Source organism: Actinomadura scrupuli (assembly GCF_050971785.1).
Taxonomy (GTDB): Bacteria; Actinomycetota; Actinomycetes; order Streptosporangiales; family Streptosporangiaceae; genus Actinomadura_E; species Actinomadura_E scrupuli.
Genome location: NZ_JBPCCU010000009.1, coordinates 86,094 through 103,935, shown reverse-complemented (window position 1 = coordinate 103,935; position 17,842 = coordinate 86,094). Strand labels below are relative to the sequence as shown.

22 protein-coding genes are annotated in these 17,842 nt (G+C 69.3%); 11 read left to right on the top strand and 11 right to left on the bottom strand.

All coding sequences use genetic code 11. The features are described 5' to 3' along the window. The first annotated feature begins 5 nt into the window (after window positions 1-5). The 4 genes from ACRYCC_RS33000 to ACRYCC_RS32985 all read left to right on the top strand — a co-directional run bounded on the left by ACRYCC_RS33000 (window position 6) and on the right by ACRYCC_RS32985 (window position 2,674). The gene (locus tag ACRYCC_RS33000; RefSeq protein WP_433817682.1) at window positions 6-479 is read left to right on the top strand and encodes a MarR family winged helix-turn-helix transcriptional regulator; all 474 of its coding nucleotides are present in this window, start codon (window positions 6-8) and stop codon (window positions 477-479) included. Then, the gene (locus ACRYCC_RS32995) at window positions 476-883 is read left to right on the top strand and encodes an SRPBCC family protein (RefSeq protein WP_433817681.1); all 408 of its coding nucleotides are present in this window, start codon (window positions 476-478) and stop codon (window positions 881-883) included. Before ACRYCC_RS33000 ends, ACRYCC_RS32995 begins: the two co-directional genes overlap by 4 nt. 193 nt (window positions 884-1,076) lie before the next feature. After that, window positions 1,077-2,048, top strand: a complete 972-nt coding sequence (locus ACRYCC_RS32990) for a GlxA family transcriptional regulator (RefSeq protein ID WP_433817680.1) — start codon at window positions 1,077-1,079, stop codon at window positions 2,046-2,048. Continuing rightward, on the top strand, window positions 2,048-2,674 hold the full coding sequence (locus ACRYCC_RS32985; protein ID WP_433817679.1) for a DJ-1/PfpI family protein: 627 nt from the start codon (window positions 2,048-2,050) through the stop codon (window positions 2,672-2,674). Before ACRYCC_RS32990 ends, ACRYCC_RS32985 begins: the two co-directional genes overlap by 1 nt. A 143-nt stretch (window positions 2,675-2,817) precedes the next feature. Here ACRYCC_RS32985 and ACRYCC_RS32980 read toward each other — a convergent pair whose 3' ends face one another. The 3 genes from ACRYCC_RS32980 to ACRYCC_RS32970 are packed head-to-tail and all read right to left on the bottom strand — an operon-like array spanning window position 2,818 to window position 5,326. Further along, window positions 2,818-3,450 carry a 3-oxoacid CoA-transferase subunit B gene (locus ACRYCC_RS32980; protein ID WP_433817678.1) on the bottom strand — a complete coding sequence of 211 codons (633 nt, stop codon included), beginning with the start codon at window positions 3,448-3,450 and terminating at the stop codon, window positions 2,818-2,820. A 2-nt stretch (window positions 3,451-3,452) separates the two neighbouring features. Continuing rightward, window positions 3,453-4,148, bottom strand: coding sequence for a 3-oxoacid CoA-transferase subunit A (locus ACRYCC_RS32975; RefSeq protein ID WP_433817677.1), 696 nt, complete (start codon window positions 4,146-4,148; stop codon window positions 3,453-3,455). Further along, the gene (locus ACRYCC_RS32970; protein ID WP_433817676.1) at window positions 4,145-5,326 is read right to left on the bottom strand and encodes a thiolase family protein; all 1,182 of its coding nucleotides are present in this window, start codon (window positions 5,324-5,326) and stop codon (window positions 4,145-4,147) included. The genes ACRYCC_RS32975 and ACRYCC_RS32970 overlap by 4 nt, the downstream gene beginning before the upstream one ends. A 71-nt stretch (window positions 5,327-5,397) precedes the next feature. On the opposite strand from ACRYCC_RS32970, the gene ACRYCC_RS32965 reads away from it, so the two are divergent. Next, window positions 5,398-6,342 carry a LysR substrate-binding domain-containing protein gene (locus ACRYCC_RS32965; protein ID WP_433817675.1) on the top strand — a complete coding sequence of 315 codons (945 nt, stop codon included), beginning with the start codon at window positions 5,398-5,400 and terminating at the stop codon, window positions 6,340-6,342. Window positions 6,343-6,445: 103 nt separating this feature from the next. Here the strand turns inward: ACRYCC_RS32965 and ACRYCC_RS32960 are convergent, their stop codons facing one another. Both ACRYCC_RS32960 and ACRYCC_RS32955 read right to left on the bottom strand, forming a co-directional pair. Then, complete coding sequence (locus ACRYCC_RS32960; protein ID WP_433817674.1) at window positions 6,446-6,991, bottom strand: HAD domain-containing protein; 546 nt, start codon at window positions 6,989-6,991, stop codon at window positions 6,446-6,448. 77 nt (window positions 6,992-7,068) lie between these two features. Continuing rightward, on the bottom strand, window positions 7,069-7,695 hold the full coding sequence (locus ACRYCC_RS32955; RefSeq protein WP_433817673.1) for a DNA topoisomerase IV subunit B family protein: 627 nt from the start codon (window positions 7,693-7,695) through the stop codon (window positions 7,069-7,071). Between the two features lie 274 nt (window positions 7,696-7,969). On the opposite strand from ACRYCC_RS32955, the gene ACRYCC_RS32950 reads away from it, so the two are divergent. Both ACRYCC_RS32950 and ACRYCC_RS32945 read left to right on the top strand, forming a co-directional pair. Beyond that, window positions 7,970-8,485, top strand: coding sequence for a zf-HC2 domain-containing protein (locus ACRYCC_RS32950; protein WP_433817672.1), 516 nt, complete (start codon window positions 7,970-7,972; stop codon window positions 8,483-8,485). Between the two features lie 19 nt (window positions 8,486-8,504). Beyond that, complete coding sequence (locus ACRYCC_RS32945) at window positions 8,505-8,915, top strand: hypothetical protein (RefSeq protein ID WP_433817671.1); 411 nt, start codon at window positions 8,505-8,507, stop codon at window positions 8,913-8,915. Between the two features lie 159 nt (window positions 8,916-9,074). Here the strand turns inward: ACRYCC_RS32945 and nadE are convergent, their stop codons facing one another. Together nadE and ACRYCC_RS32935 are read right to left on the bottom strand one after the other, a co-directional pair. Continuing rightward, window positions 9,075-9,917, bottom strand: coding sequence for an NAD(+) synthase (gene nadE, locus ACRYCC_RS32940; RefSeq protein WP_433817670.1), 843 nt, complete (start codon window positions 9,915-9,917; stop codon window positions 9,075-9,077). Window positions 9,918-9,986: 69 nt separating this feature from the next. Continuing rightward, window positions 9,987-10,172 (bottom strand): hypothetical protein, encoded by a 186-nt coding sequence (locus ACRYCC_RS32935; RefSeq protein ID WP_433817669.1) that lies wholly within the window; start codon window positions 10,170-10,172, stop codon window positions 9,987-9,989. Between the two features lie 186 nt (window positions 10,173-10,358). On the opposite strand from ACRYCC_RS32935, the gene ACRYCC_RS32930 reads away from it, so the two are divergent. Further along, window positions 10,359-11,609 (top strand): MFS transporter, encoded by a 1,251-nt coding sequence (locus tag ACRYCC_RS32930; RefSeq protein ID WP_433817668.1) that lies wholly within the window; start codon window positions 10,359-10,361, stop codon window positions 11,607-11,609. 25 nt (window positions 11,610-11,634) lie between these two features. Here the strand turns inward: ACRYCC_RS32930 and ACRYCC_RS32925 are convergent, their stop codons facing one another. Both ACRYCC_RS32925 and ACRYCC_RS32920 read right to left on the bottom strand, forming a co-directional pair. Beyond that, window positions 11,635-12,312 carry a hypothetical protein gene (locus ACRYCC_RS32925; RefSeq protein WP_433817667.1) on the bottom strand — a complete coding sequence of 226 codons (678 nt, stop codon included), beginning with the start codon at window positions 12,310-12,312 and terminating at the stop codon, window positions 11,635-11,637. Window positions 12,313-12,502: 190 nt separating this feature from the next. Continuing rightward, window positions 12,503-13,438 carry a hypothetical protein gene (locus ACRYCC_RS32920; protein ID WP_433817666.1) on the bottom strand — a complete coding sequence of 312 codons (936 nt, stop codon included), beginning with the start codon at window positions 13,436-13,438 and terminating at the stop codon, window positions 12,503-12,505. Window positions 13,439-13,768: 330 nt separating this feature from the next. Between ACRYCC_RS32920 and ACRYCC_RS32915 the strand changes: the two genes are divergently transcribed. Then, window positions 13,769-14,287 carry a DUF4760 domain-containing protein gene (locus ACRYCC_RS32915; RefSeq protein WP_433817665.1) on the top strand — a complete coding sequence of 173 codons (519 nt, stop codon included), beginning with the start codon at window positions 13,769-13,771 and terminating at the stop codon, window positions 14,285-14,287. Between the two features lie 4 nt (window positions 14,288-14,291). Here ACRYCC_RS32915 and ACRYCC_RS32910 read toward each other — a convergent pair whose 3' ends face one another. Next, window positions 14,292-15,059, bottom strand: a complete 768-nt coding sequence (locus tag ACRYCC_RS32910; protein ID WP_433817664.1) for a TetR/AcrR family transcriptional regulator — start codon at window positions 15,057-15,059, stop codon at window positions 14,292-14,294. 120 nt (window positions 15,060-15,179) lie between these two features. Here ACRYCC_RS32910 and ACRYCC_RS32905 point away from each other — a divergent pair, with 120 nt between their 5' ends. Beyond that, on the top strand, window positions 15,180-16,067 hold the full coding sequence (locus ACRYCC_RS32905) for an NmrA/HSCARG family protein (protein WP_433817663.1): 888 nt from the start codon (window positions 15,180-15,182) through the stop codon (window positions 16,065-16,067). 46 nt (window positions 16,068-16,113) lie between these two features. Then, window positions 16,114-16,875 carry a hypothetical protein gene (locus ACRYCC_RS32900; RefSeq protein WP_433817662.1) on the top strand — a complete coding sequence of 254 codons (762 nt, stop codon included), beginning with the start codon at window positions 16,114-16,116 and terminating at the stop codon, window positions 16,873-16,875. Between the two features lie 361 nt (window positions 16,876-17,236). Here the strand turns inward: ACRYCC_RS32900 and ACRYCC_RS32895 are convergent, their stop codons facing one another. Beyond that, on the bottom strand, window positions 17,237-17,797 hold the full coding sequence (locus ACRYCC_RS32895; protein ID WP_433817661.1) for a hypothetical protein: 561 nt from the start codon (window positions 17,795-17,797) through the stop codon (window positions 17,237-17,239). Window positions 17,798-17,842 lie beyond the last annotated feature (45 nt).

The following is a 17,842-nucleotide window of genomic DNA, read 5'->3' as shown; positions in this document are numbered from 1 at the left end:
GCGCCATGCTTCCCGCCGAAGAACTCCGCTATCTGATCCTGGCCGCACAGCGGGAGGGCAACCGGCTGCTCGGCCGGGAGCTCAAGCCCCTGGGGGTGACCTCCTCCCAGGCCGAGGTGCTCCGGATTCTGCAGGAGCGGCAGCCGCTCACCCTCTCCGGTCTGGGCGACCTCCTGATCTGCGAGAGCGGCAACAACCCCAGCCGCCTGGTCGACCGGCTCACCGCGGCCGGCCTGGTCGACCGGCGGGTCGCCGCACACGACCGGCGCCACGTGGAGCTGACCCTCACCGAGGAGGGCATGCGGCTCGCCCACCGGATCACCGAGATCGAAAATGACCTCTACCGCGCCATCGATGCCGCCGCGGACGGCCGCGACCTCGATGAGATCACCGGCTTTCTCCGCGCCTTCGTCGAAGGCCTTCCCTCGGGACAGGCTTTGTCCCGCCGTATCGGTACCGAGCAGGAGTCCCGGTCATGACCTCTCAGGAAGCGACCCGTTTCATCGACGTGCCCCCGGCCGACGTCCGTCGGGCACTGCTCGATCCGCGGGCATTGCCCGACTGGAATCCGGCCTTCCACTCCCTCGACGGGCCGGCCGGAGCCGCCACCGGCATCCGGTACCCCATCACGGCCCGCGGTGGCCTCAGCGGACACTGGGAGTACACCCTCATCACCGACCATAGAGTGGACGCGGTCTGGCAGGTCCCGGGACTGCGGGAAACCGGCACCTGGCTGCTGGATGAACGCGACGGCGGCACGGTGGTGACCCACGGCTTCCAGCACCAAGGCCGCCTCGCCCGCCTCTTGCGCAACGCCTACCGTGGCGTCGCCGAACTACGCCTCGATCGCCTCGCCCAGCGGATGGCTCAGCAGGGCGCGTGACCCGGGCCGGACCGCGCCCGGCGAACAGGATGGTCTCGTCGGGTAGGCGCTGAGCCGGTCGGGGGCGGTGGGGCGGCCCCACCGGAGGCGGGATGCCGCCCGCCTCGCTCCTCCCGCCCGGATTCGCGGCATGGCCGAATCTGCAAGATATGTGTCCTTGCTGCCATGCCCACCGGCCCACCAGCATGGAGGCATGCCCGCTCACCGTGTCGTCATCGTGCTCTTCGATGGCTTCCAGCTGCTCGACCTCGCGGGCCCGGCGGACGTCTTCTCCGCGGCCGGTCGGATCGATCGCGACGCCCGCTACGACGTACAGCTCACGGCCGTGCAAGCGGGAACGGTGGCTTCCCTGTGCGGGGTCACCGTGAACGTCGAGACGCCGTTGCGGGCGGTCGCCGGCCCGATCGGCACGCTGCTGGTCGTCGGTGGTATCGCGACGCTCAAGGGTGACGTCGACACTGCGGCGCTGCTGCCGGAGGTGCTCAGGCTGGCCGAGGTCTCCGAGCGGTTGGGGTCGATCTGTTCGGGTGCCCAGTTGCTGGCCGAGGCCGGCCTGCTGGACGGGCGGAGAGCGACCACCCACTGGGCCGTCGCGGACCGGCTCGCCCGTGACAACCCCGAGGTCACCGTGGACCCCGACCGGATCTATGTCCGTGACGGCCGCGTCTGGACGTCGGCGGGGGTCACCGCCGGGATCGACCTCGCCCTCGCCCTGGTCGCCCACGACCACGGGCACGAGCTGGCGAGGGAGATCTCCCGCTGGCTGGTCGTCTACCTGCAGCGGCCCGGCGGGCAGAGCCAGTTCAGCACGGCGCTGAGTGCCCGGACGCCCAAGCGCGAACCCCTGCGTGACCTGCAGGCCTGGATCGAGGAGCACCTCGATGGCGACCTGTCGGTGCAGGCGCTGGCGGAACGGGTGAACGCCAGCGTCCGGCACTTCTCACGGGTGTTCACCGCGGAGGTGGGCATGTCGCTCGCGCGCTATGTCGAACACGCGCGCACGGCGGCGGCCCGCCGGTTGCTGGAGAGCACTGACGAGCCCCTTGACCGCATCGCCGTACGCGTCGGACTCGGCTCGCCCGAGACCCTCTATCGCGTCTTCCAGCGGCACCTGAAGATCCCACCGGGCGAGTACCGGCGCAGATTCCACGACAAGGACACCTGATGGACATAGCCATCCCGCTGTACGAGGGATACGACGCCATGGACGCGCTCGGACCCTACTTCGTCCTGCGCAACATCCCAGGAGCCACGGTCACCTTTGTGGCCGAGCAGCCCGGTGCCATCGCCGACGAGGGAGTCACGCTGACCGCCACCGCGTCCTTCGCCGAACTGCCCGCCCCCAGCGTGGTGGTGGTGCCGGGCACCAAGCGGATCGAGCAGAGTACGGCGAACCGGCCGCTGATCGGCTATTTGAAGAGGGCGCACCCCACCACCATGTGGACCACCTCGGTGTGCGTGGGCGCTCTGGCTCTCGGCGCCGCCGGCCTGCTGGAGGGAGTGCGGGCGACCACGCACTGGGCGGCGCACGACCTGCTCGGGCGGTTCGGAGCGGAGCCCGTCGCCGATGTGCGCTTCGTCGAGGACGGTAAGATCATTACCGCTGGCGGTGTGCTGGCCGGTGTCGACATGGCGCTGCACCTTGCCGCTCTGCTGGCGGACAGGGACACGGCCATGGCGATCCAGCTCGGATTGGAATATGCCCCGCGGCCTCCGCTCGACGCGGGATCGCCCGCGAGCGCGCCGGCGAGGATCACCGAGCTGGTGTACTCCATCCTCAGGGCCGCCTGACCCGGCATCGTGCCGATTCCCCATTGGCGCCCTGACCCCAGCCTCGTTCCGCCCGTTGAGGTCAATGCGTACGGCGGCGTCGGCCGCAAACGCTGATCTTCGTCGAAGCCCCGTCGAGCCGCCGATGGTTTCTTGGTGCCGCGTCAGGCGGCCTTGAGGGGGACCGGCACCCGGTCGCGGAGCTCCTCGAGCGTGACGCCGAAGGTCTCCTGGACCACCGCGCCGTCCGGGCCCACGTCGATGACGGCGACGTCGGTGTAGACCCGGCTGACGCAGCCGACTCCGGTCAGCGGGTAGGTGCAGGCGGGCACCAGCTTGGACCGGCCCTCCTTGTCGAAGAGCGTCATCATCACGAAGACCTGTTTGGCGCCCATGGCCAGGTCCATCGCCCCGCCGACCGCCGGGATGGCGTCGGGGGCACCGGTATGCCAGTTGGCGAGGTCCCCGGTGGCCGAGACCTGGAACGCGCCCAGCACGCATACATCCAGATGGCCGCCGCGCATCATGGCGAAGGAGTCCGCGTGGTGGAAGTACGACGCTCCGGGCAGCTCGGTCACCGGAATCTTGCCGGCGTTGGTGAGGTCGGGGTCGATCTGCTCGCCGACCGCGGCGGGGCCCATGTTGAGCATGCCGTTCTCGGTGTGCAGCACGATGCCCGAGCCGTCGGGGAGATGGTCGGCGACCTTGGTGGGACGGCCGATGCCGAGGTTGACGTAGGAGCCGGCCGGGATGTCTCGGGCGACGACCGCGGCGAGCTCGTCTGTGGTGAGGGGCATGGTCAGCGCGCTCCTTGGACGGTGTACTGCCGTTCCTCGACCTGGACCACACGGTCGACGTAGATGCCGGGCGTGACGACCGCCTCCGGGTCGAGGCCGCCGGCGGGGACGATCCCGCCCACCTGCACGATCGTGGTGGCCGCGGCCGTGGCCATGACGGGGCCGAAGTTGCGGGCGGTCTTGCGGTAGACGAGGTTGCCCATCGTGTCGGCACGATGGGCGCTGATCAGTGCCACGTCACCCTTGATGGGGTACTCCAGGACGTGGACGCGCCCGTCGATGGTCCGGGTCTCCTTTCCCTCGGCCAGCGGGGTGCCCACGGCGGTCGGGCAGTAGAAGGCACCGATGCCCGCACCGGCCGCGCGCATCCGCTCGGCGAGATTGCCCTGCGGCACGACCTCTAGCTCGATCTTCCCGGCTCGGTACAGCCCGTCGAAGACATAGGAGTCGCTCTGCCGGGGGAAGGAGCAGATCACCTTCCGCACCCGCCCGGCCTGGAGCAGCGCGGCCAGGCCGACGTCACCGTTGCCGGCGTTGTTGGACACGATGCAGAGGTCCTTGGCGCCCTGCCGGATCAGCCCGTCGACGAGGTCGAACGGCATACCGGCCAGGCCGAAGCCGCCGACCAGGATGGTGCTGCCGTCCTCGATACCGCTGAGTGCCTCGTCGACGGTCTCCAGGATCTGCGTGCGGCTCATGCTCCCACCGCCGTGTTCTCCAGGACGCAGGCCAGGCCCTGGCCGACTCCGATGCAGATCGCGGCGACACCCCAGCGCTCGCCGCGTTCCCGGAGCACCTTCGCGAGCGTGCCGAGGACCCGGGCACCGCTGGCGCCCAGCGGGTGGCCGATCGCTATCGCGCCGCCCCTGGTGTTGACGATCTCCGGATCGATTCCCCAGGCGTCGATGCAGACCAGCGACTGTACGGCGAAGGCCTCGTTGAGCTCGACCGCGCCGACCTGGTCCCAGCCGATCCCGGCCCGCGCGAGTGCGCGGCCGGCCGCCTCGACCGGGGCGTAGCCGAAGTCCTGCGGGTCGAGCGCGAACGCACCGCGTCCGGCAATGCGCGCGAGGGGTTCGAGGCCGATCCGGTCGGCGGCGGCGGCCGAGCCGAGCAGCAGCGCGGAGGCGCCGTCGCTCAGTGGCGAGGCGTTGCCGGCGGTGATGGTCCCGTCCGCGCGGAAGCTCGGCTTGAGCCCGGACAGCTTCTCCATCGAGGAGTCGGCGCGGATGCCCTCGTCGCGGGTCGACCCCTCGACAGGGACGACCAGGTCGTCGTAGAAGCCCTCGTCCCAGGCGGCCGCCGCCAGCCGGTGGGAGCGCAGGGCGAACGCGTCCTGCCGCTCGCGGCTGACGGCGTGCTTCTCCCCGAGCTGCTCGTTGGCCTCCCCGAGCGAGACGGTCCACTCCTCCGGCATGCGCGGGTTCACCAGCCGCCAGCCGAGCGTGGTCGAGACCGCGGTGAGGTCGCCGGGCGGGAAGCCCTTCGCCGGCTTCGGCAGCACCCACGGCGCCCGGGTCATCGACTCGACCCCGCCGACCAGGACCACGTCCGCGTCACCCGTCTCGATCGTGCGGGAGCCGATCATCGCCGCGTCAAGGCTGGAGCCGCACAACCGGTTGACGGTCGTGCCCGGCACGCTGGTCGGCAGCCCGGCGAGCAGCGCGGCCATCCTGCCGACGTTGCGGTTCTCCTCGCCCGCACCGTTCGCGTTGCCCCAGACGACCTCGCCGATCACGGCCGGGTCCAGCCGGGGCGTCCGGTCCAGCAGCGCGGTGATCACGCCCGCCGCGAGGTCGTCCGGCCGTACGCCCGACAAGGCGCCGTTGAACCGTCCGAACGGGGTTCGGATGGCGGAGTAGAGATAGGAGCTCATGGCATCGAGGCTAGGCGGCCTGACTTGTACAGTGAAGTATCAATATTCGTTCTGATTGAGACTTGCGCCATATGGATCTCCGTCATTTGCGGTACTTCGTCGCCGTCGCCGAGGAACTTCACTTCGGACGTGCCGCCGAGCGGCTCAATATGGCCCAGCCGCCGCTCTCGCAGGCGATCCGCCAGTTGGAGACCGATCTGGGCGTGGAACTGCTCCACCGGACCACGCGCCGGGTCGACCTCACCGACGCGGGCCGCAGCTACCTGGCCCGGGCCCGCAAGATCCTCAGCGAGGTGGCGGAGGCGGCGCACGAGGCCCGCAGGGTCGCGGCCGGTGCGGTCGGCCATCTCGCGATCGGCTGCGTGGGCTCGGCGACCTACAGCCTGCTGCCCGCGCTCTCCCGCGGCCTGTCCCTCGAGTTGCCCGGTGTCGACTTCTCCTTCCGCGGCGAGATGCTGGTGCCCGACCAGGTCGCGGCCCTGCGGACCGGTGAGATCGACCTGGCGCTGCTCCGGCCGCCGATCGCCGATCTCTCGCTCAGTGTCCTGCCGCTGCGCCGGGACCGGCTCGTCGTCGCCGCTCCCGCCGACCACCCCCTGGCCGGCCTGCGGCATGTGGGGGTCACCGACCTCAGGGACGCCGACCTCATCGTGCATTCGGCGGACCGCCGATCGGTGATGTACGACGTCGTACTCGGGCTCTTCCGCGACGCAGGCGTCGAGCCCCGGATCCGCCACGAGGTCGGAGAGACCTCCACCCTGATCACCCTCGTCGCAGGCGGCCTCGGCGTGGCCGTCGTCCCCGAACCGGTGACGGCTCTGGCCCTCGAGGGCGTCGTCTTCCGGCCACTGGCGCAGCCCGTGGTGAGCGTCGACCTCGCGATCGCCCACCGAACCGACCGTACCGAACCGCACCTCGCCCGAGCCGTCTCGGCCATCCAGCAGATCGTGCGACAAGCCCGGCGCGGCACTTCCGCGCAAGAACACACCGAACCGCTCGGCCGCCTGACTGAGTGAACGGCGACATCAAGGGGCGCCACCTGTCGTTACCGCTTCTGGCGCTGCAAGAAAGGGCACTGGACGTACAAGTGGGGCGTGGAGTGAAGCAGCCGGGGGAGCTTCAGGCCGCACCATGTGGCGCGGTGTCGCAGGTTCTGCGCAACCATTCGCTGAGGGCGGCGTAGTCGGTGGTGGTGAGGCCTTGGCGGGGATCGACACGGTGCAGTAGGGCGTGCCCTGGGTGGTGTGCCGATACCCAGGTTCGGTCGGTGTCGGTGATCTCATCGTCGACCCAGGCGAATGACTGTCCGGCTGCCCAGTCGACGAGGGCGCGGGTCTTCCAGTGCATTCCGTGCCGTTCGTCCTGCTCATCGATGTCGCTGGGTTCCGGCCAGATCACCACGGGCAGTTGCGGCAGCCCGATCCGCGGGGAGATGCACTCGTTCGCGTCCGCCATCCAGGTCGTAGCCCAGACCAGGTCGCACAGTAGTGCCATCAGACGGGGTCCGTGTAGGGGATTGATCCTGGTCAGGAGCGGATTCGAGTCGGCTCCCGGTGATGGGGGATCGGTCGGAAAGGTCGGGTACTGCCGGGGTGCCGCGCCGAAGGGGATGAGCGGCCCGTCGACATCGAGGAAGAGCAGAGGACGTCGTGTGGTGCCGGTCATGGCCGCAGATTAACGGACCACGTTGATGAGCCCGGCTCCATGAGGAGATGCGTCGAGCCGGGGCACTTCCCGCAGGTTCAGCTGTGACTGATGGTGTCCGAGTCGTTCCCGCGGCGTAGGTCTCGGATGGTGACGCGCCCTGGTCCGGGTGGATCGGTGCAGTACGGGCCGTGGAGGTCCAGTGCGTTCAGGTCGGAGGTGATGGCCGCGTCCGGGCCGAAGTAGATGCGATCCAGTTCGAAGGTCACCTTCGTCCCGCTGCCCGGTGGGGCATCGAATTCCTGCGGCATCGTCACCGGTCGGAGACCGCTGAGTTCCTGACAATGGCCTCGGCCGTCCCGCCAGACCTCGACGATGACCCGTGCGCTCACGGCTGCCGCGGCGGCAAGGAGCCATCGGTCGGTACCGAGAAGGGAACCGTGGTAGCCCAGCCGGGGAATGCCACCATCGCCGGCCAGGCCGGCCTGGTCGTCTGCCACCGCGAAGGCGAGATCAGCGAAGACCTCGGCGTGGACACGGGGCGTATGTGTGGGAGCCAGCCTGGCCGCGGGGTGAAGCGCATGGACCAGCACGGAGCCGAGCACCTCGGTGGCCAGGGCGGCATTCTCCCGGCCCACCCCGAAATACATGCCAGGCCTTGCCCGAACGGACTCGTCGAATTCCAGCACTTGGATATCCGCCGCGCTATAGCCGTGGTCGGGCATGGAAGAACACTACCGGTTGGTCCAAGACTGGATCCGCGTCCATGACGCACGACCAGGCCCAAGCGTTAAGCGGAGATACCGTTACCGGCCAATGTCTCCACCCCCGCCAGATCAACCCGGCAGACGCGGCGCTGCCGACAGCTCACAGCCAGCCGGAGTGAACCAGGTATTTCAGGCCTCGGGCGCGCTCGGAATATGACCTGGGCGTTTCGGTCATGACGGCCGAGCCTCGCCGCTTTTTGCGACGTAGTATGCGGTGAGTTGCGGAGGTCGGATGGATCATCTCGGACGGCTCCTCCCCGCGCTGGTGGATGGAACGCTGGGGCCTGCGGATACAGAGCGGCTTCTGGCCCATGTCGCCGGCTGTTCCCTGTGCCGCCGCGAGTTGGAGGCGGCGCGCGAAGTGGCGGCGCTGCTGGGCACTCTGGAGGTCTCCGAGCCGTCGGCTTCGCTGATGGGCCGGTTGTACGCGATGAGCGCCGAGCGTAAAGCGAGGCCGGTGGGTGCGCACCCCGCGGGTGCCGGTCCGTCCTTCCCCCGGGCGTGGTTTGCGCGGCGTCTGCCGGGACGTCGTAGCGCCCGGGCACCGCAGGGTCCAGGCCCTGGTCCCCGGCCCAGGGCACTCTGGCAGGCGTTCACCGACGGCTTCGGCGGCGTCTTCGACGTATTCGGCGGGGCGCGCCGCCAGGTGGTGCCGGTACCGCCGTTCGAGGCCACGCTGACCCGCAGCGTGCGTGAACTCCTTCGCACGCTCGAGCCGGCACCTGGAGACCAGGGAGCCGATGGATGAGCCCTGCAAGGGAGGTTCGGTGACAGCCCCCCAATCGGAGACGGCCGGGCTGACGGCACGCGAACTCGGTCAGCTCGCCACCAAGGCGCCGGAGGCCTACCGCGACCTCATGCGCCAGAAGGAACACGACCAGCGGCACCGCCGCCGGATGGCCTGGGCCGATCTCATCACCCAGCTCACCGGCAATCTTTCCGGTCTGGCCTCACTGGGCATCCTCGCCGCCGTCGCCTGGCACGCCATCGACCGAGGTGCCGCCACGCAGGGGGCCGCCATCATCTGTACCGGCGCGGTGTCCATCGTCGCCGTCTTCGTCACGGGCCGCGTGACGGGTGGCCGCATCTCGACCGAGCCCGCAACGCCTCCGGCCACGGCGAGCCCGCAGGGCGAGGCGAGCGGGACGGAGAGAGAACCGGCCGACCCCGCGAGATGACGACGTCCCGTCTGCGGGAGAGCTCACCATTGGTCTTCGGCGATGCGGTTCCCGCCGGCCGTGACAGCTCGAATGATCATTCCGGACGCGGCACAGATCAGTCTGCGGGGTCACTCGTGATCCGATTCCCTACGCCCGCCCGAATCGTCTACTGGTGGGTCAACGCCGCCACCAGTCGTCAAGTGGGGTGACCGGAACGGCCCGCTTGTGCCGGGTCGCGAGGTAGACCGACTCCACCTTTGCCGCCAGGTCCGGCGTGACGTCGACGCCTTCCAGGTAGTCGTCGATCTGGGCGTACTTCAGGCCGAGTGCGATCTCGTCGGGCAGTGCGGGCCGGTCGTCCTCGAGGTCGGCGGTCGGCACCTTCTCCCAGACACTCGGTGGTGCGCCCAGCTCCTGCAGCAGGGCGGCGCCTTGGCGCTTGGTCAGTCCGGTCAGTGGGGTGATGTCGACACCGCCGTCGCCGTACTTGGTGAAGAAGCCGGTCACCGCCTCGGCCGCGTGGTCGGTGCCCACGACGAGCAGGTTCAGCTGCCCGGCGATCGAGTACTGGATCACCATGCGTTCGCGGGCCTTGATGTTGCCGCGCACGAAGTCCCGCAGCCTGGGCTCATCGCCCAGCAGTTCCCGCAGGCCGAGCGCCGCCTCGGCGGCGACAGCGTCCGCGCTCGGCTTGACGTTCACTGCGATCGACCGGTCGGGCTGGATGAACCGCAGCGCGATCTGCGCGTCGTCCTCGTCGGCCTGCACGCCGTACGGCAGCCGCACCGCCACGAAGGTGGCCGCATGCCCCTCGGCGCGCAGTTCCTCGGCGGCGAGCTGGCACAACCTGCCGGTCAGCGTGCTGTCCTGGCCGCCACTGATCCCGAGCACGTAGCCCTTGGCCGGGGTCGACCGCAGGTAGTCCTTGAGGAAGTCGACCCGTTGCCGGATCTCGACCTTGGGGACAATGGTCGTCTTGACGCCGAGCTCGGCGAGAATCTGCTCCCGTAGGTTCGCCACCCACGTACAGTACTGGCCGGAATCGACCTGCGGAGCGACCCGACGGCGATGTTCGATTGCCGGGTGCTTTCACCATACGGCCGTCGCCCGGGGATCGGGCCGGGTGCGGAAGGTGAACGCGGAGGTCTGTTCGTTGCCGGTGACGACCCGCTCGGCCGCTACCCGTCCAGCCGGCGGGCCGAGATGCTCTCCCTGTCGGTCGACGGCGGTCAGCGCGCCGGACTGTCCTGGCCGGTGTGTTAGCTTGATCCCCATGTTCCTCCCCCGTGCGTAAGGCGCGCCGGAGACCGTGACCCGTCGGGTGCGGTCCCCCCGTCGTCCTTGCACATTCGCAGCGCTCGGCTCTCGGTGCGCCTGCCTCTTTGGGGAACATCTCTCATGTCGTCGCCTTCGCGAACGCCGTCGTATCTGGCGGTCCTGCGTGCCCCTCACGCTTGCCGGGTGTTCGGTGCGGCCCTGCTGGGCCGCTTGTCCTACGGAATCTCTCCTGTCTCGCTCATCTTGGCGCTGATCGGCGCCACCGGGTCGTACGCGGTGGCGGGCGGTGTGATGGCTCTGTTCGCGCTGACCATCTGCGTGTTCGCTCCCGTGCGGGCCTGGCTGATCGACAGGTACGGCCCTGCGCGCGTCCTCCCACCGATGGCCGTCGCGTATGCGCTGGTGTTGGCGAGTTTGGCTGCCGCGACCTGGCGTCCTGGAGCCCCCGGACCGCTGCTGGGCGGACTTGCCATGGCGGCGGGGGTGTCCGCGCCGCCACTGGGCCCGGTGATGCGCACGCTCTGGAGCGAACTGCTCTCCGATCCCGCGCTGCTGCGGCGCGGCTACAGCCTGGACACCGTCGCAGAGGACCTGCTCTACGTCGCCGGGCCGCTGCTCGCCGGGCTCGTGGCCGGTTTCGCCGCGCCATCGGCAGGTGTGGCCCTCAGCGCCGGACTGGTCCTCGCCGGAACTCTCACGCTCGTCTCGTCGCCATCCGTACGCGGGCTGAGCAGACCCCGGGACACCACCGCCTACGGGCCGCCAAAGCGGTCCCGGATCGGCGTTGAAGTGGCTCAGCCGGTGGCGGCCGCGCTGGGAGTCGGGCTGTTCGAGGGCTCGGTCGAACTGTTCATGGTCGCGTTCACCGAGCAGCACCACCAGGCCTCGGCGGTGGCCTGGTGCGTCGCCTCGCTCTCGGCCGGAAGCGTGGTCGGCGGCCTGATCTACGGCGCCCTGCCATGGCGGGAATCGGGGCGGCTACGGTTGCCCCTGCTGGTCGCCGTCCCGGCGGTGGGGCTGGCGCTGGCAGGGCTGTCGCCCAACGTCCATGTCCTGGCTGTGGTCGCGGGCGCGACGGGGCTGTTCATCTCCCCGGCGTTGGCCACGGCCTACCTGATCGCCGACCAGTCCGCCGCTCGCCGCGCCCGCACGCAAGCGGGCGCCTGGGTGAACACCGCCGTCAACGGGGGATTTTCCGGTGGAACCGCAGCGGCCGGTCTGCTGCTGGGCCGGCTGTCATTGGCGGCATGCTTCGCCATCGCCGCAGTCCCCATCCTCCTGGCCGCCGCGACGACCCTGGTCCTCCACATCTGCACTTCCACGACCACAGCCGGTCAGGAATCCGCCGGCGACGACATCGCCGGATGCATCGAAACGGAAACCCACGCCAGCGGCCTCCGCGAGCCGGACCAGAGGCTGTCGGGAAGGTCGTAGCCGTCCTAGTCGCTCTGCCGAGACTTCAGGGTGCCGAGCCGGTAAGCGGGTCCAAAGGCTCGAACGGTGGTGCCTCGGCCACGAGCATCGTTCCGTGGATGCGGGTGTCCTGGCCGATCTGTGTGGGGTCCAGGCTCGACTCTGCGGCGACCGTTGTCGCGAAGCAGTCGCCCCACGTCGCCCCCCAACTGCTGGCCAAGTCGTCCTCTGGATCAAGGTCCTCGGGCTTACCTGTGATCCCGAAGGCGTCGAGGAGCCGACGTTCGGCTCCGAACGGCTCACCGATCGCGAGTTCGGGGTACTCACTGACCCACCGCCTGATGACCTCGCCGTCTTCGGCGATCAGCCATGCCTCGCCGTCGTTCTGCTCGCTGTGAAAGTACGCCTGGGCCTTCCCGAACCGTGCGCTGAACTCCCGGCACAGGTTCGTGACATGGGCCGTGCGCTCCAGATGGGGCAGCCCGAACCACACTCCGACGACCAACGTCCACCCCTGAACAGCCGGAGTGACCACGACCGTGGAGAACCGCTCCTCGCCACTGTGCGCCACGTCATCGATGAGATCCACGCCCTCGGCCCACGTGGTCTCCTGCACATCCCTGAGACCAAGTCGCTTGACGACCTCAGCCTGGTCGGAAGTCTGGACCGCAAACCACGAGAGCCAACAAGCACAAATCGCCAACGGCGAGTCAACCATCTCCACAACCGCCACCCTAGATCGTTCGGGCCCTTAAACCCGTCCCCTACCTGGCCCTAGCCGGCGCGCGGGCCACGGGCCGGGAGAGCGGGAAGAACCGTGACTCCGGAGGTTTCTGGCTGCTACGGCACGGTGCGCCGGTCATCGACCAGCCCGTCGTCTACGCGATGTGCCGCTGAGCACCTGCCCGCGGTCCTCAGCGGGTGCTGGGGAGGCCGGGCAGGTCGAGGGCGCGGAGCATGTCGAAGACCAGGCGGACGCGGCCGGGACTGGTCGCGGTCCAGCGGACCAGATGCCGGGGGCCGCCCGGGACGTCGGCTCGCAGGCCCGGCAGCAGCTTCGTCCAGGGCTCGCGGGTGCGGGCGCTGACGCCCTGGGGGTCGGCGGCCCTGCCGCGGTAGTCGTTCGCCTGGGCGGCGGTCGAGAAGGCGCCGCAACCGACCACCTGGGGGACGGAGGTCCCAGACGAGGGCCGCCGGACGCCGACCGCGAACTCGACCGAGCCGGACGCGCCGTGCATCGGCTCGAAGTCGGCGGCGACCACGTCACCGAGACAGTCGGCCAGCGGCTTGATCAGCGGATCATCGGCGAGGGACTTCCCGGACGGAGAGCCGAGGTCGCTCAGGTCCGCCCCGCTTCCTCCGTAGGCGATGTCGTGGCCGGACGCGCGGAACTTGGCCATGGACAGGGTCAGGCCGGCGAACGTGGGGTCCTTCACGGCGCCCAGACCTGGGGCCGCCAGGTTCTTCCCGTCGCGGCGATAACCCGCGGCGGTGAGCTTGTCGGCGACCTGCCCCGAATCCTGGCCGCCGGAGAGCAGGGAGACCGCGCGCGGCGGCGTCCCGGCGGTGACGGTGAACGTCGCGGCGGCCGGGGTCAGGCCCTTGACCTGCGACGAGTACGCCAGGACCGGGCCGGAGCCGTACCCGCGCAGGCCGGCATAGGATCCCGGATCGCTCGATCCGGAGCCCTTACCGGCGACCTTGGTCAGCCCGGCGGTGTCGTCGAAGCTCACCGACGTCCGGGCCGGCTGTCCGGCCGGGACCTTCGACAGCGCCCGTTCGAGCGCGGTCCCGTCGCCGTCGGACCCGCAGCCGGTCGCCGTCGTGGCCAGAACGGCCAGGCATGTCACAGCCCTGGTCCATCGCACGCGAGTACTCCCCTTGAGGCGGCCGCCGGGACCGTCTGATCACGGATGCAGGGAATAGTACGGTCGATCCGAGGGCCGAAGCCAGGCCGAGACGGCCACATCGGGACAGCACTGCGCTCGCAGGCGGCGTTCGCCCGGCGAAAGCGGTGGGTCGGCCCTCCGGATACCGGGCCGGGCACGGGCTTGGAGGTTTCGGGGGATACGGCCGTACGCCGCCGTCGCGCCGCAGAGCCGTCCGATAGGGGAAGGAACCGTCGTCTGGTCTCCTCCCGTCTGATCTGAAGTCCCGGGGTCCTCAGCGAAAGGCGTTTGATGGTCTTCAACCTCATCGCCCTCGTACTGTCGGCCCTGGCGCTTGTCAGCTCCAGCTATCTGGCGATGCAGCAGAAGTCCGTACAGCGGCGCGCCAACTTCGTGCCCGCGTACATGCAGATGCTCACTGAACTCCGGTCCACGGGATTCCATGATCACTACCAGTACGTATGCACTCGGCTCCAGGCCGAACATGACCCGGAGCTGGGGCTCTCCGGGCTTCCTGAACAAGCACGTCAGGCCGTCTACGACGTCGCTTACTTCTTTCAGGGGTTCGCGATGCTCCGGCTCACGCGCATCATCGACGACGACACCATGGTCTCCATGCACGTCAGGGTGGTCAGGGCCTGGGACGCTATCGCGCCCTACGTCGAGCGTGAACGCGAGATCAACGGCACCTCAGGCCTCTACCTGCTGAGGATCCTCGAAGAGTACGCCAACGACGCCAGGCGGCTGCCCCCGGATTCGGTCAACATGTTGATCGAACGCCACCGAAAACGGTGGCCGCGCCGTAGGTAGAACTTCAAGCCTCCCCTGCGCGCGGATCGCCTCGGTGAGGTGGTCGTCTTCTGGCGACGCGATCCTCGGGGAGGGCGGAGGCGGTGCGGTCGGCGTCGATCAGGCCGGCGAGCAGGGTGACGGTGGCGGCGGAGAGGTCCCGCAGGGTGACGTCGGGGATTGCATGCTCGCTTTCGAACGCGTGCTGGACGGTCCGCGCGAGCAGGTCCGCCCGCTGTTGCGGGCTGCCCTCGGGGACGGCGCCTTCGGCTCGGAGGAAGCCCTCGAAGAATGCCTGGTAGGCGTAGCCGATCTCGTCGACGTTCATGTCGTCGCGGAGCAGTCCGTGCTCGGCGAGCAGGTTGAGGTAGTCGCGCGCCATGGCAGCGTGCCGCTGGTTGCGAGCGGTGTCGGCGTAACTGGTCAGCTTGCCGAGCAGGCGCGGGTCGTCCAGGAGCAACCCGCGTAGCAGCGGGCGGTTGGTGATGGCCAGGAAGTAGGCGCGCGCGAAGTTGTGCAGGAGGCACGCCCGGAGGTCCTGCTGCAGCGCCTGCCGTAGTTCATCGATCGCGCGGAGCACCTCGCGCGCGAAGACCGCGCTGAACAACTGCTCGCGTGTCTTCCAGTGCAGGTAGACGGTGCCCTTGCCGATGCCGACCCCGTCGGCTACGTCGTCCATGGTGACCCGCCGGTAGCCGTGACTCAGCAGCAGGTCGGCCGCCGTGTCGAGGATCCTCGTGGCTCGTTCGGCCCGCTGCTGGGGGTCTCGGAGCCGTTCGGCGTTCGTGCTCACGCGCGGACCCTATGACCAGGTGCGATATTTCGTCAACTCCTCTCTAGAGAGTTGACGAATTTTCATTAATCGTCATATCTTTTCTCGAAGCAAGGGTGCCACCTGCAACGGGAGCAAGTCATGAAGATGCACGGCAAGAACGTTCTCGTCACCGGCGCCACCGGGAACCAGGGCGGCGCCACCGTCCGCCACCTGCTCGCCGACGGCTGGCACGTCCGCGCCCTCGTCCGAGACGACACGACGCCGGCGGCTGCCGCGCTGGCCGCTGCCGGCGCCGAGCTCGTCCACGGTGACCTGGACGATCGCGCTTCCATCGAGGCGGCGGCACGCGGCGCGTACGGCCTCTACAGCGTCCAGCCGGCCAACGACAACGAGATCACCCAGGGCAAGAACGTCGCGGAGGCCGCCAAGGCCGCGAACGTGCGGCATCTGGTGTACTCCTCGGTCGGCGGCGTCGAGAGCCAGAACCGGTTCTACGTCGAGCACGGCTGGGGCCCCATCGACAAGTGGCAGATCGAGGAGCACATCCGAGACCTGGACGTCCCCGCCACGATCCTGCGGCCCGCCGGGTTCATGGAGGACTTCACCAGCCCGGCCCGGTTCTTCCAGAACGGCTCGCTCAACGTCCCGTGGCACGACGACCTGGTCATGCAGCTCATCGCCATCGAGGACACCGGAGCGTTCGCCGCACTGGCCTTCGCCGAGCCGGACGCCTACCTGGGCAGGGCCATTGAGATCACCGGCGACAGGCTGACCGCCCCGCAGATCGCCGACGCCCTCAGCGCGGCAGCCGGATGCCCCGTCCCTCACACCCAGATTCCCCTCGACGTTCTGTGGGAGCACGCCCCCGAGGTCGCGAAGGTCTTCACCTGGGCGAACGAGACCTACTACGACACCGACCTCGCACCCCTGCGCAAGACCCACGCCGACCTCATGGACTTCCCCACCTGGCTCAGCCGCTCGGGCAAGGCGCGGCTCCTGGCGCAGCTGAACTCCACTCCTGCGTAACCGGACACGCCCCGCCCTTCACCCCTCCGTATGAAAGGCCACAATCATGAACGCCTCACTCACCAGCCCGGTCACGACGGGCGAGAACACGCGGCAATGGCTGCGTCTCCTGCCCCGCTGGTCGCTGGCAACGGCCCTCGCCTACCTGGGACTGATCGTCCTATCCGTGACCGTTGTCGCACCTGCGGCCAGCGGGTCCCTGCCGCAGGAATTTCTCGAACTGGACGTCGCCGGCAGCGCACCCGGGCTCTACCGGTTGACCATCGTCTTCGACGTCCTGGCGTGGCTGGGGATCGGCGGGCTCCTGCTGGCGTGGGGTGCCGTGCTGCGCCACCGTACGCCGCTACGGGCGTCGCTCATCTCCGCCACCGGTGCCGCCGCTCTCATCGGCTTCTTCGGTGCTTGTCTGCGCCTGTCCGCCACGCCGGCCCTGGCCGACCGCTATCTCTCAGCGGCGGTAGGGGAACGCGGCGCGCTGCTGGAGGCATACCGAGAGCTGCTGAACTTGATCAATGTGACGTTCAGCGCTGGGGGCCTGGTGGCCAACGCGGGTCTGCTGCTGGTGGGGATCGTGACCTGGCGCGGCGTGCTGCCCCGCTGGGTCGGCCTTCTCATCGGCCTCGGCGCCGTCCTGGGCATGGTGAAGGCCATGCTGTTCCTGGTGACCGGCGTGGATCTCGGCCTGGTGGCGCTGCTCGGCGCGGTCCTGCTGACCACAGGCTTCGCCGGGATCGCGGGCAGCCTTTGGCGCGCCGACGGCCAAGCGGTAAGCGCATTCATCACCGGAAGCGCTCCCATGCCGGTATGAGGAGCGGTGGGCGACCGAGCATGCGATCTCAGCGCCAACGGAGACGTACTCCGCCTGGTCGTCACCACCGCCTTGAACGACGGCACCGTCGAAGCGATCGCCGGATGCGGAGCCGACGCGGTGGTCCGGCGGTGTCGTTCACGCCGTACCAGGGGCACGTTCCCGACACTGCACGGCCACCACATCCGGGTGCCGGTTGTTCGCGTTGCGCACCGCGGATACGCGTGCGGTCGACCGGCGCCCGGTGCGGGGCCGCCACGACGCGGCGTTCGTGCTCGGCCAGCCGGTCGTCGGCCATCATGGAGGCCTCCTCACCCTGTCCCCGTCACCAGGAGTGTGACCGGCCGCCGACCGGGCCGTCTCAGTTTCCCTTCGCGGCGCGGCCGAGACGGAAGGCCGAGATGAGGAAGAAGATGCCGCCGGGGATGGCGTAGCCGGCCGCGTTGGTCAGCGTCGGGTCGCTCGCGGAGGCGCCGACGATGAACGACGCACCGGCGAGTATGGAGATGCCGCCGCTGATGATCATCGGCCACTGGCCGCCCATCTTGCGGCGGGTGACACCCACGATCAGCTGGACCAGCCCGGCCACGATCGCCCAAGCGCCCCACACGCGCAGCACCGCAGGGATACCGGACGCGCAGGCGACGGCCACGCCGATGGCGGTGATCAGACTGACCGCGATGTTCACGTAGAGCAGGGCCGGTGATCCGGTGGTGCGCGACGCGCGGACGTCGGTGATGGCGGCGGCCACGTCGAACAGCGGGTAGAGCACGAGCAGAGTGACCGCGACCGGACCGAGTTTCGAGGCGGTCGTGAACATCACGAGGGCCCAGACGATGGCGAACGCGAACCGGACGAAGTACAGCCGCCGTAGTGCGGACGCGGTCCCGGAAATAGCGGGCGAGGCGGCGATAGTGCTCATGATGATCCTTTTATTGGATGAGTGACGAGGAGAGCGGTTCGGCGC

What these genes read in the sequence shown, in the direction of transcription:
- ACRYCC_RS32985 (WP_433817679.1), top strand. Translation starts at nt 2,048, where the DNA reads ATGGACATAGCCATCCCGCTGTACGAGGGATACGACGCCATGGACGCG.
- ACRYCC_RS32950 (WP_433817672.1), top strand. Translation starts at nt 7,970, where the DNA reads ATGGATCATCTCGGACGGCTCCTCCCCGCGCTGGTGGATGGAACGCTG.
- ACRYCC_RS32990 (WP_433817680.1), top strand. Translation starts at nt 1,077, where the DNA reads ATGCCCGCTCACCGTGTCGTCATCGTGCTCTTCGATGGCTTCCAGCTG.
- ACRYCC_RS32915 (WP_433817665.1), top strand. Translation starts at nt 13,769, where the DNA reads ATGGTCTTCAACCTCATCGCCCTCGTACTGTCGGCCCTGGCGCTTGTC.
- ACRYCC_RS32965 (WP_433817675.1), top strand. Translation starts at nt 5,398, where the DNA reads ATGGATCTCCGTCATTTGCGGTACTTCGTCGCCGTCGCCGAGGAACTT.
- ACRYCC_RS32905 (WP_433817663.1), top strand. Translation starts at nt 15,180, where the DNA reads ATGAAGATGCACGGCAAGAACGTTCTCGTCACCGGCGCCACCGGGAAC.
- ACRYCC_RS33000 (WP_433817682.1), top strand. Translation starts at nt 6, where the DNA reads ATGCTTCCCGCCGAAGAACTCCGCTATCTGATCCTGGCCGCACAGCGG.
- ACRYCC_RS32970 (WP_433817676.1), bottom strand. Translation starts at nt 5,326, where the DNA reads ATGAGCTCCTATCTCTACTCCGCCATCCGAACCCCGTTCGGACGGTTC.
- ACRYCC_RS32995 (WP_433817681.1), top strand. Translation starts at nt 476, where the DNA reads ATGACCTCTCAGGAAGCGACCCGTTTCATCGACGTGCCCCCGGCCGAC.
- ACRYCC_RS32895 (WP_433817661.1), bottom strand. Translation starts at nt 17,797, where the DNA reads ATGAGCACTATCGCCGCCTCGCCCGCTATTTCCGGGACCGCGTCCGCA.
- ACRYCC_RS32975 (WP_433817677.1), bottom strand. Translation starts at nt 4,148, where the DNA reads ATGAGCCGCACGCAGATCCTGGAGACCGTCGACGAGGCACTCAGCGGT.
- ACRYCC_RS32955 (WP_433817673.1), bottom strand. Translation starts at nt 7,695, where the DNA reads ATGCCCGACCACGGCTATAGCGCGGCGGATATCCAAGTGCTGGAATTC.
- ACRYCC_RS32900 (WP_433817662.1), top strand. Translation starts at nt 16,114, where the DNA reads ATGAACGCCTCACTCACCAGCCCGGTCACGACGGGCGAGAACACGCGG.
- ACRYCC_RS32935 (WP_433817669.1), bottom strand. Translation starts at nt 10,172, where the DNA reads ATGGGGATCAAGCTAACACACCGGCCAGGACAGTCCGGCGCGCTGACC.
- ACRYCC_RS32980 (WP_433817678.1), bottom strand. Translation starts at nt 3,450, where the DNA reads ATGCCCCTCACCACAGACGAGCTCGCCGCGGTCGTCGCCCGAGACATC.
- ACRYCC_RS32960 (WP_433817674.1), bottom strand. Translation starts at nt 6,991, where the DNA reads ATGACCGGCACCACACGACGTCCTCTGCTCTTCCTCGATGTCGACGGG.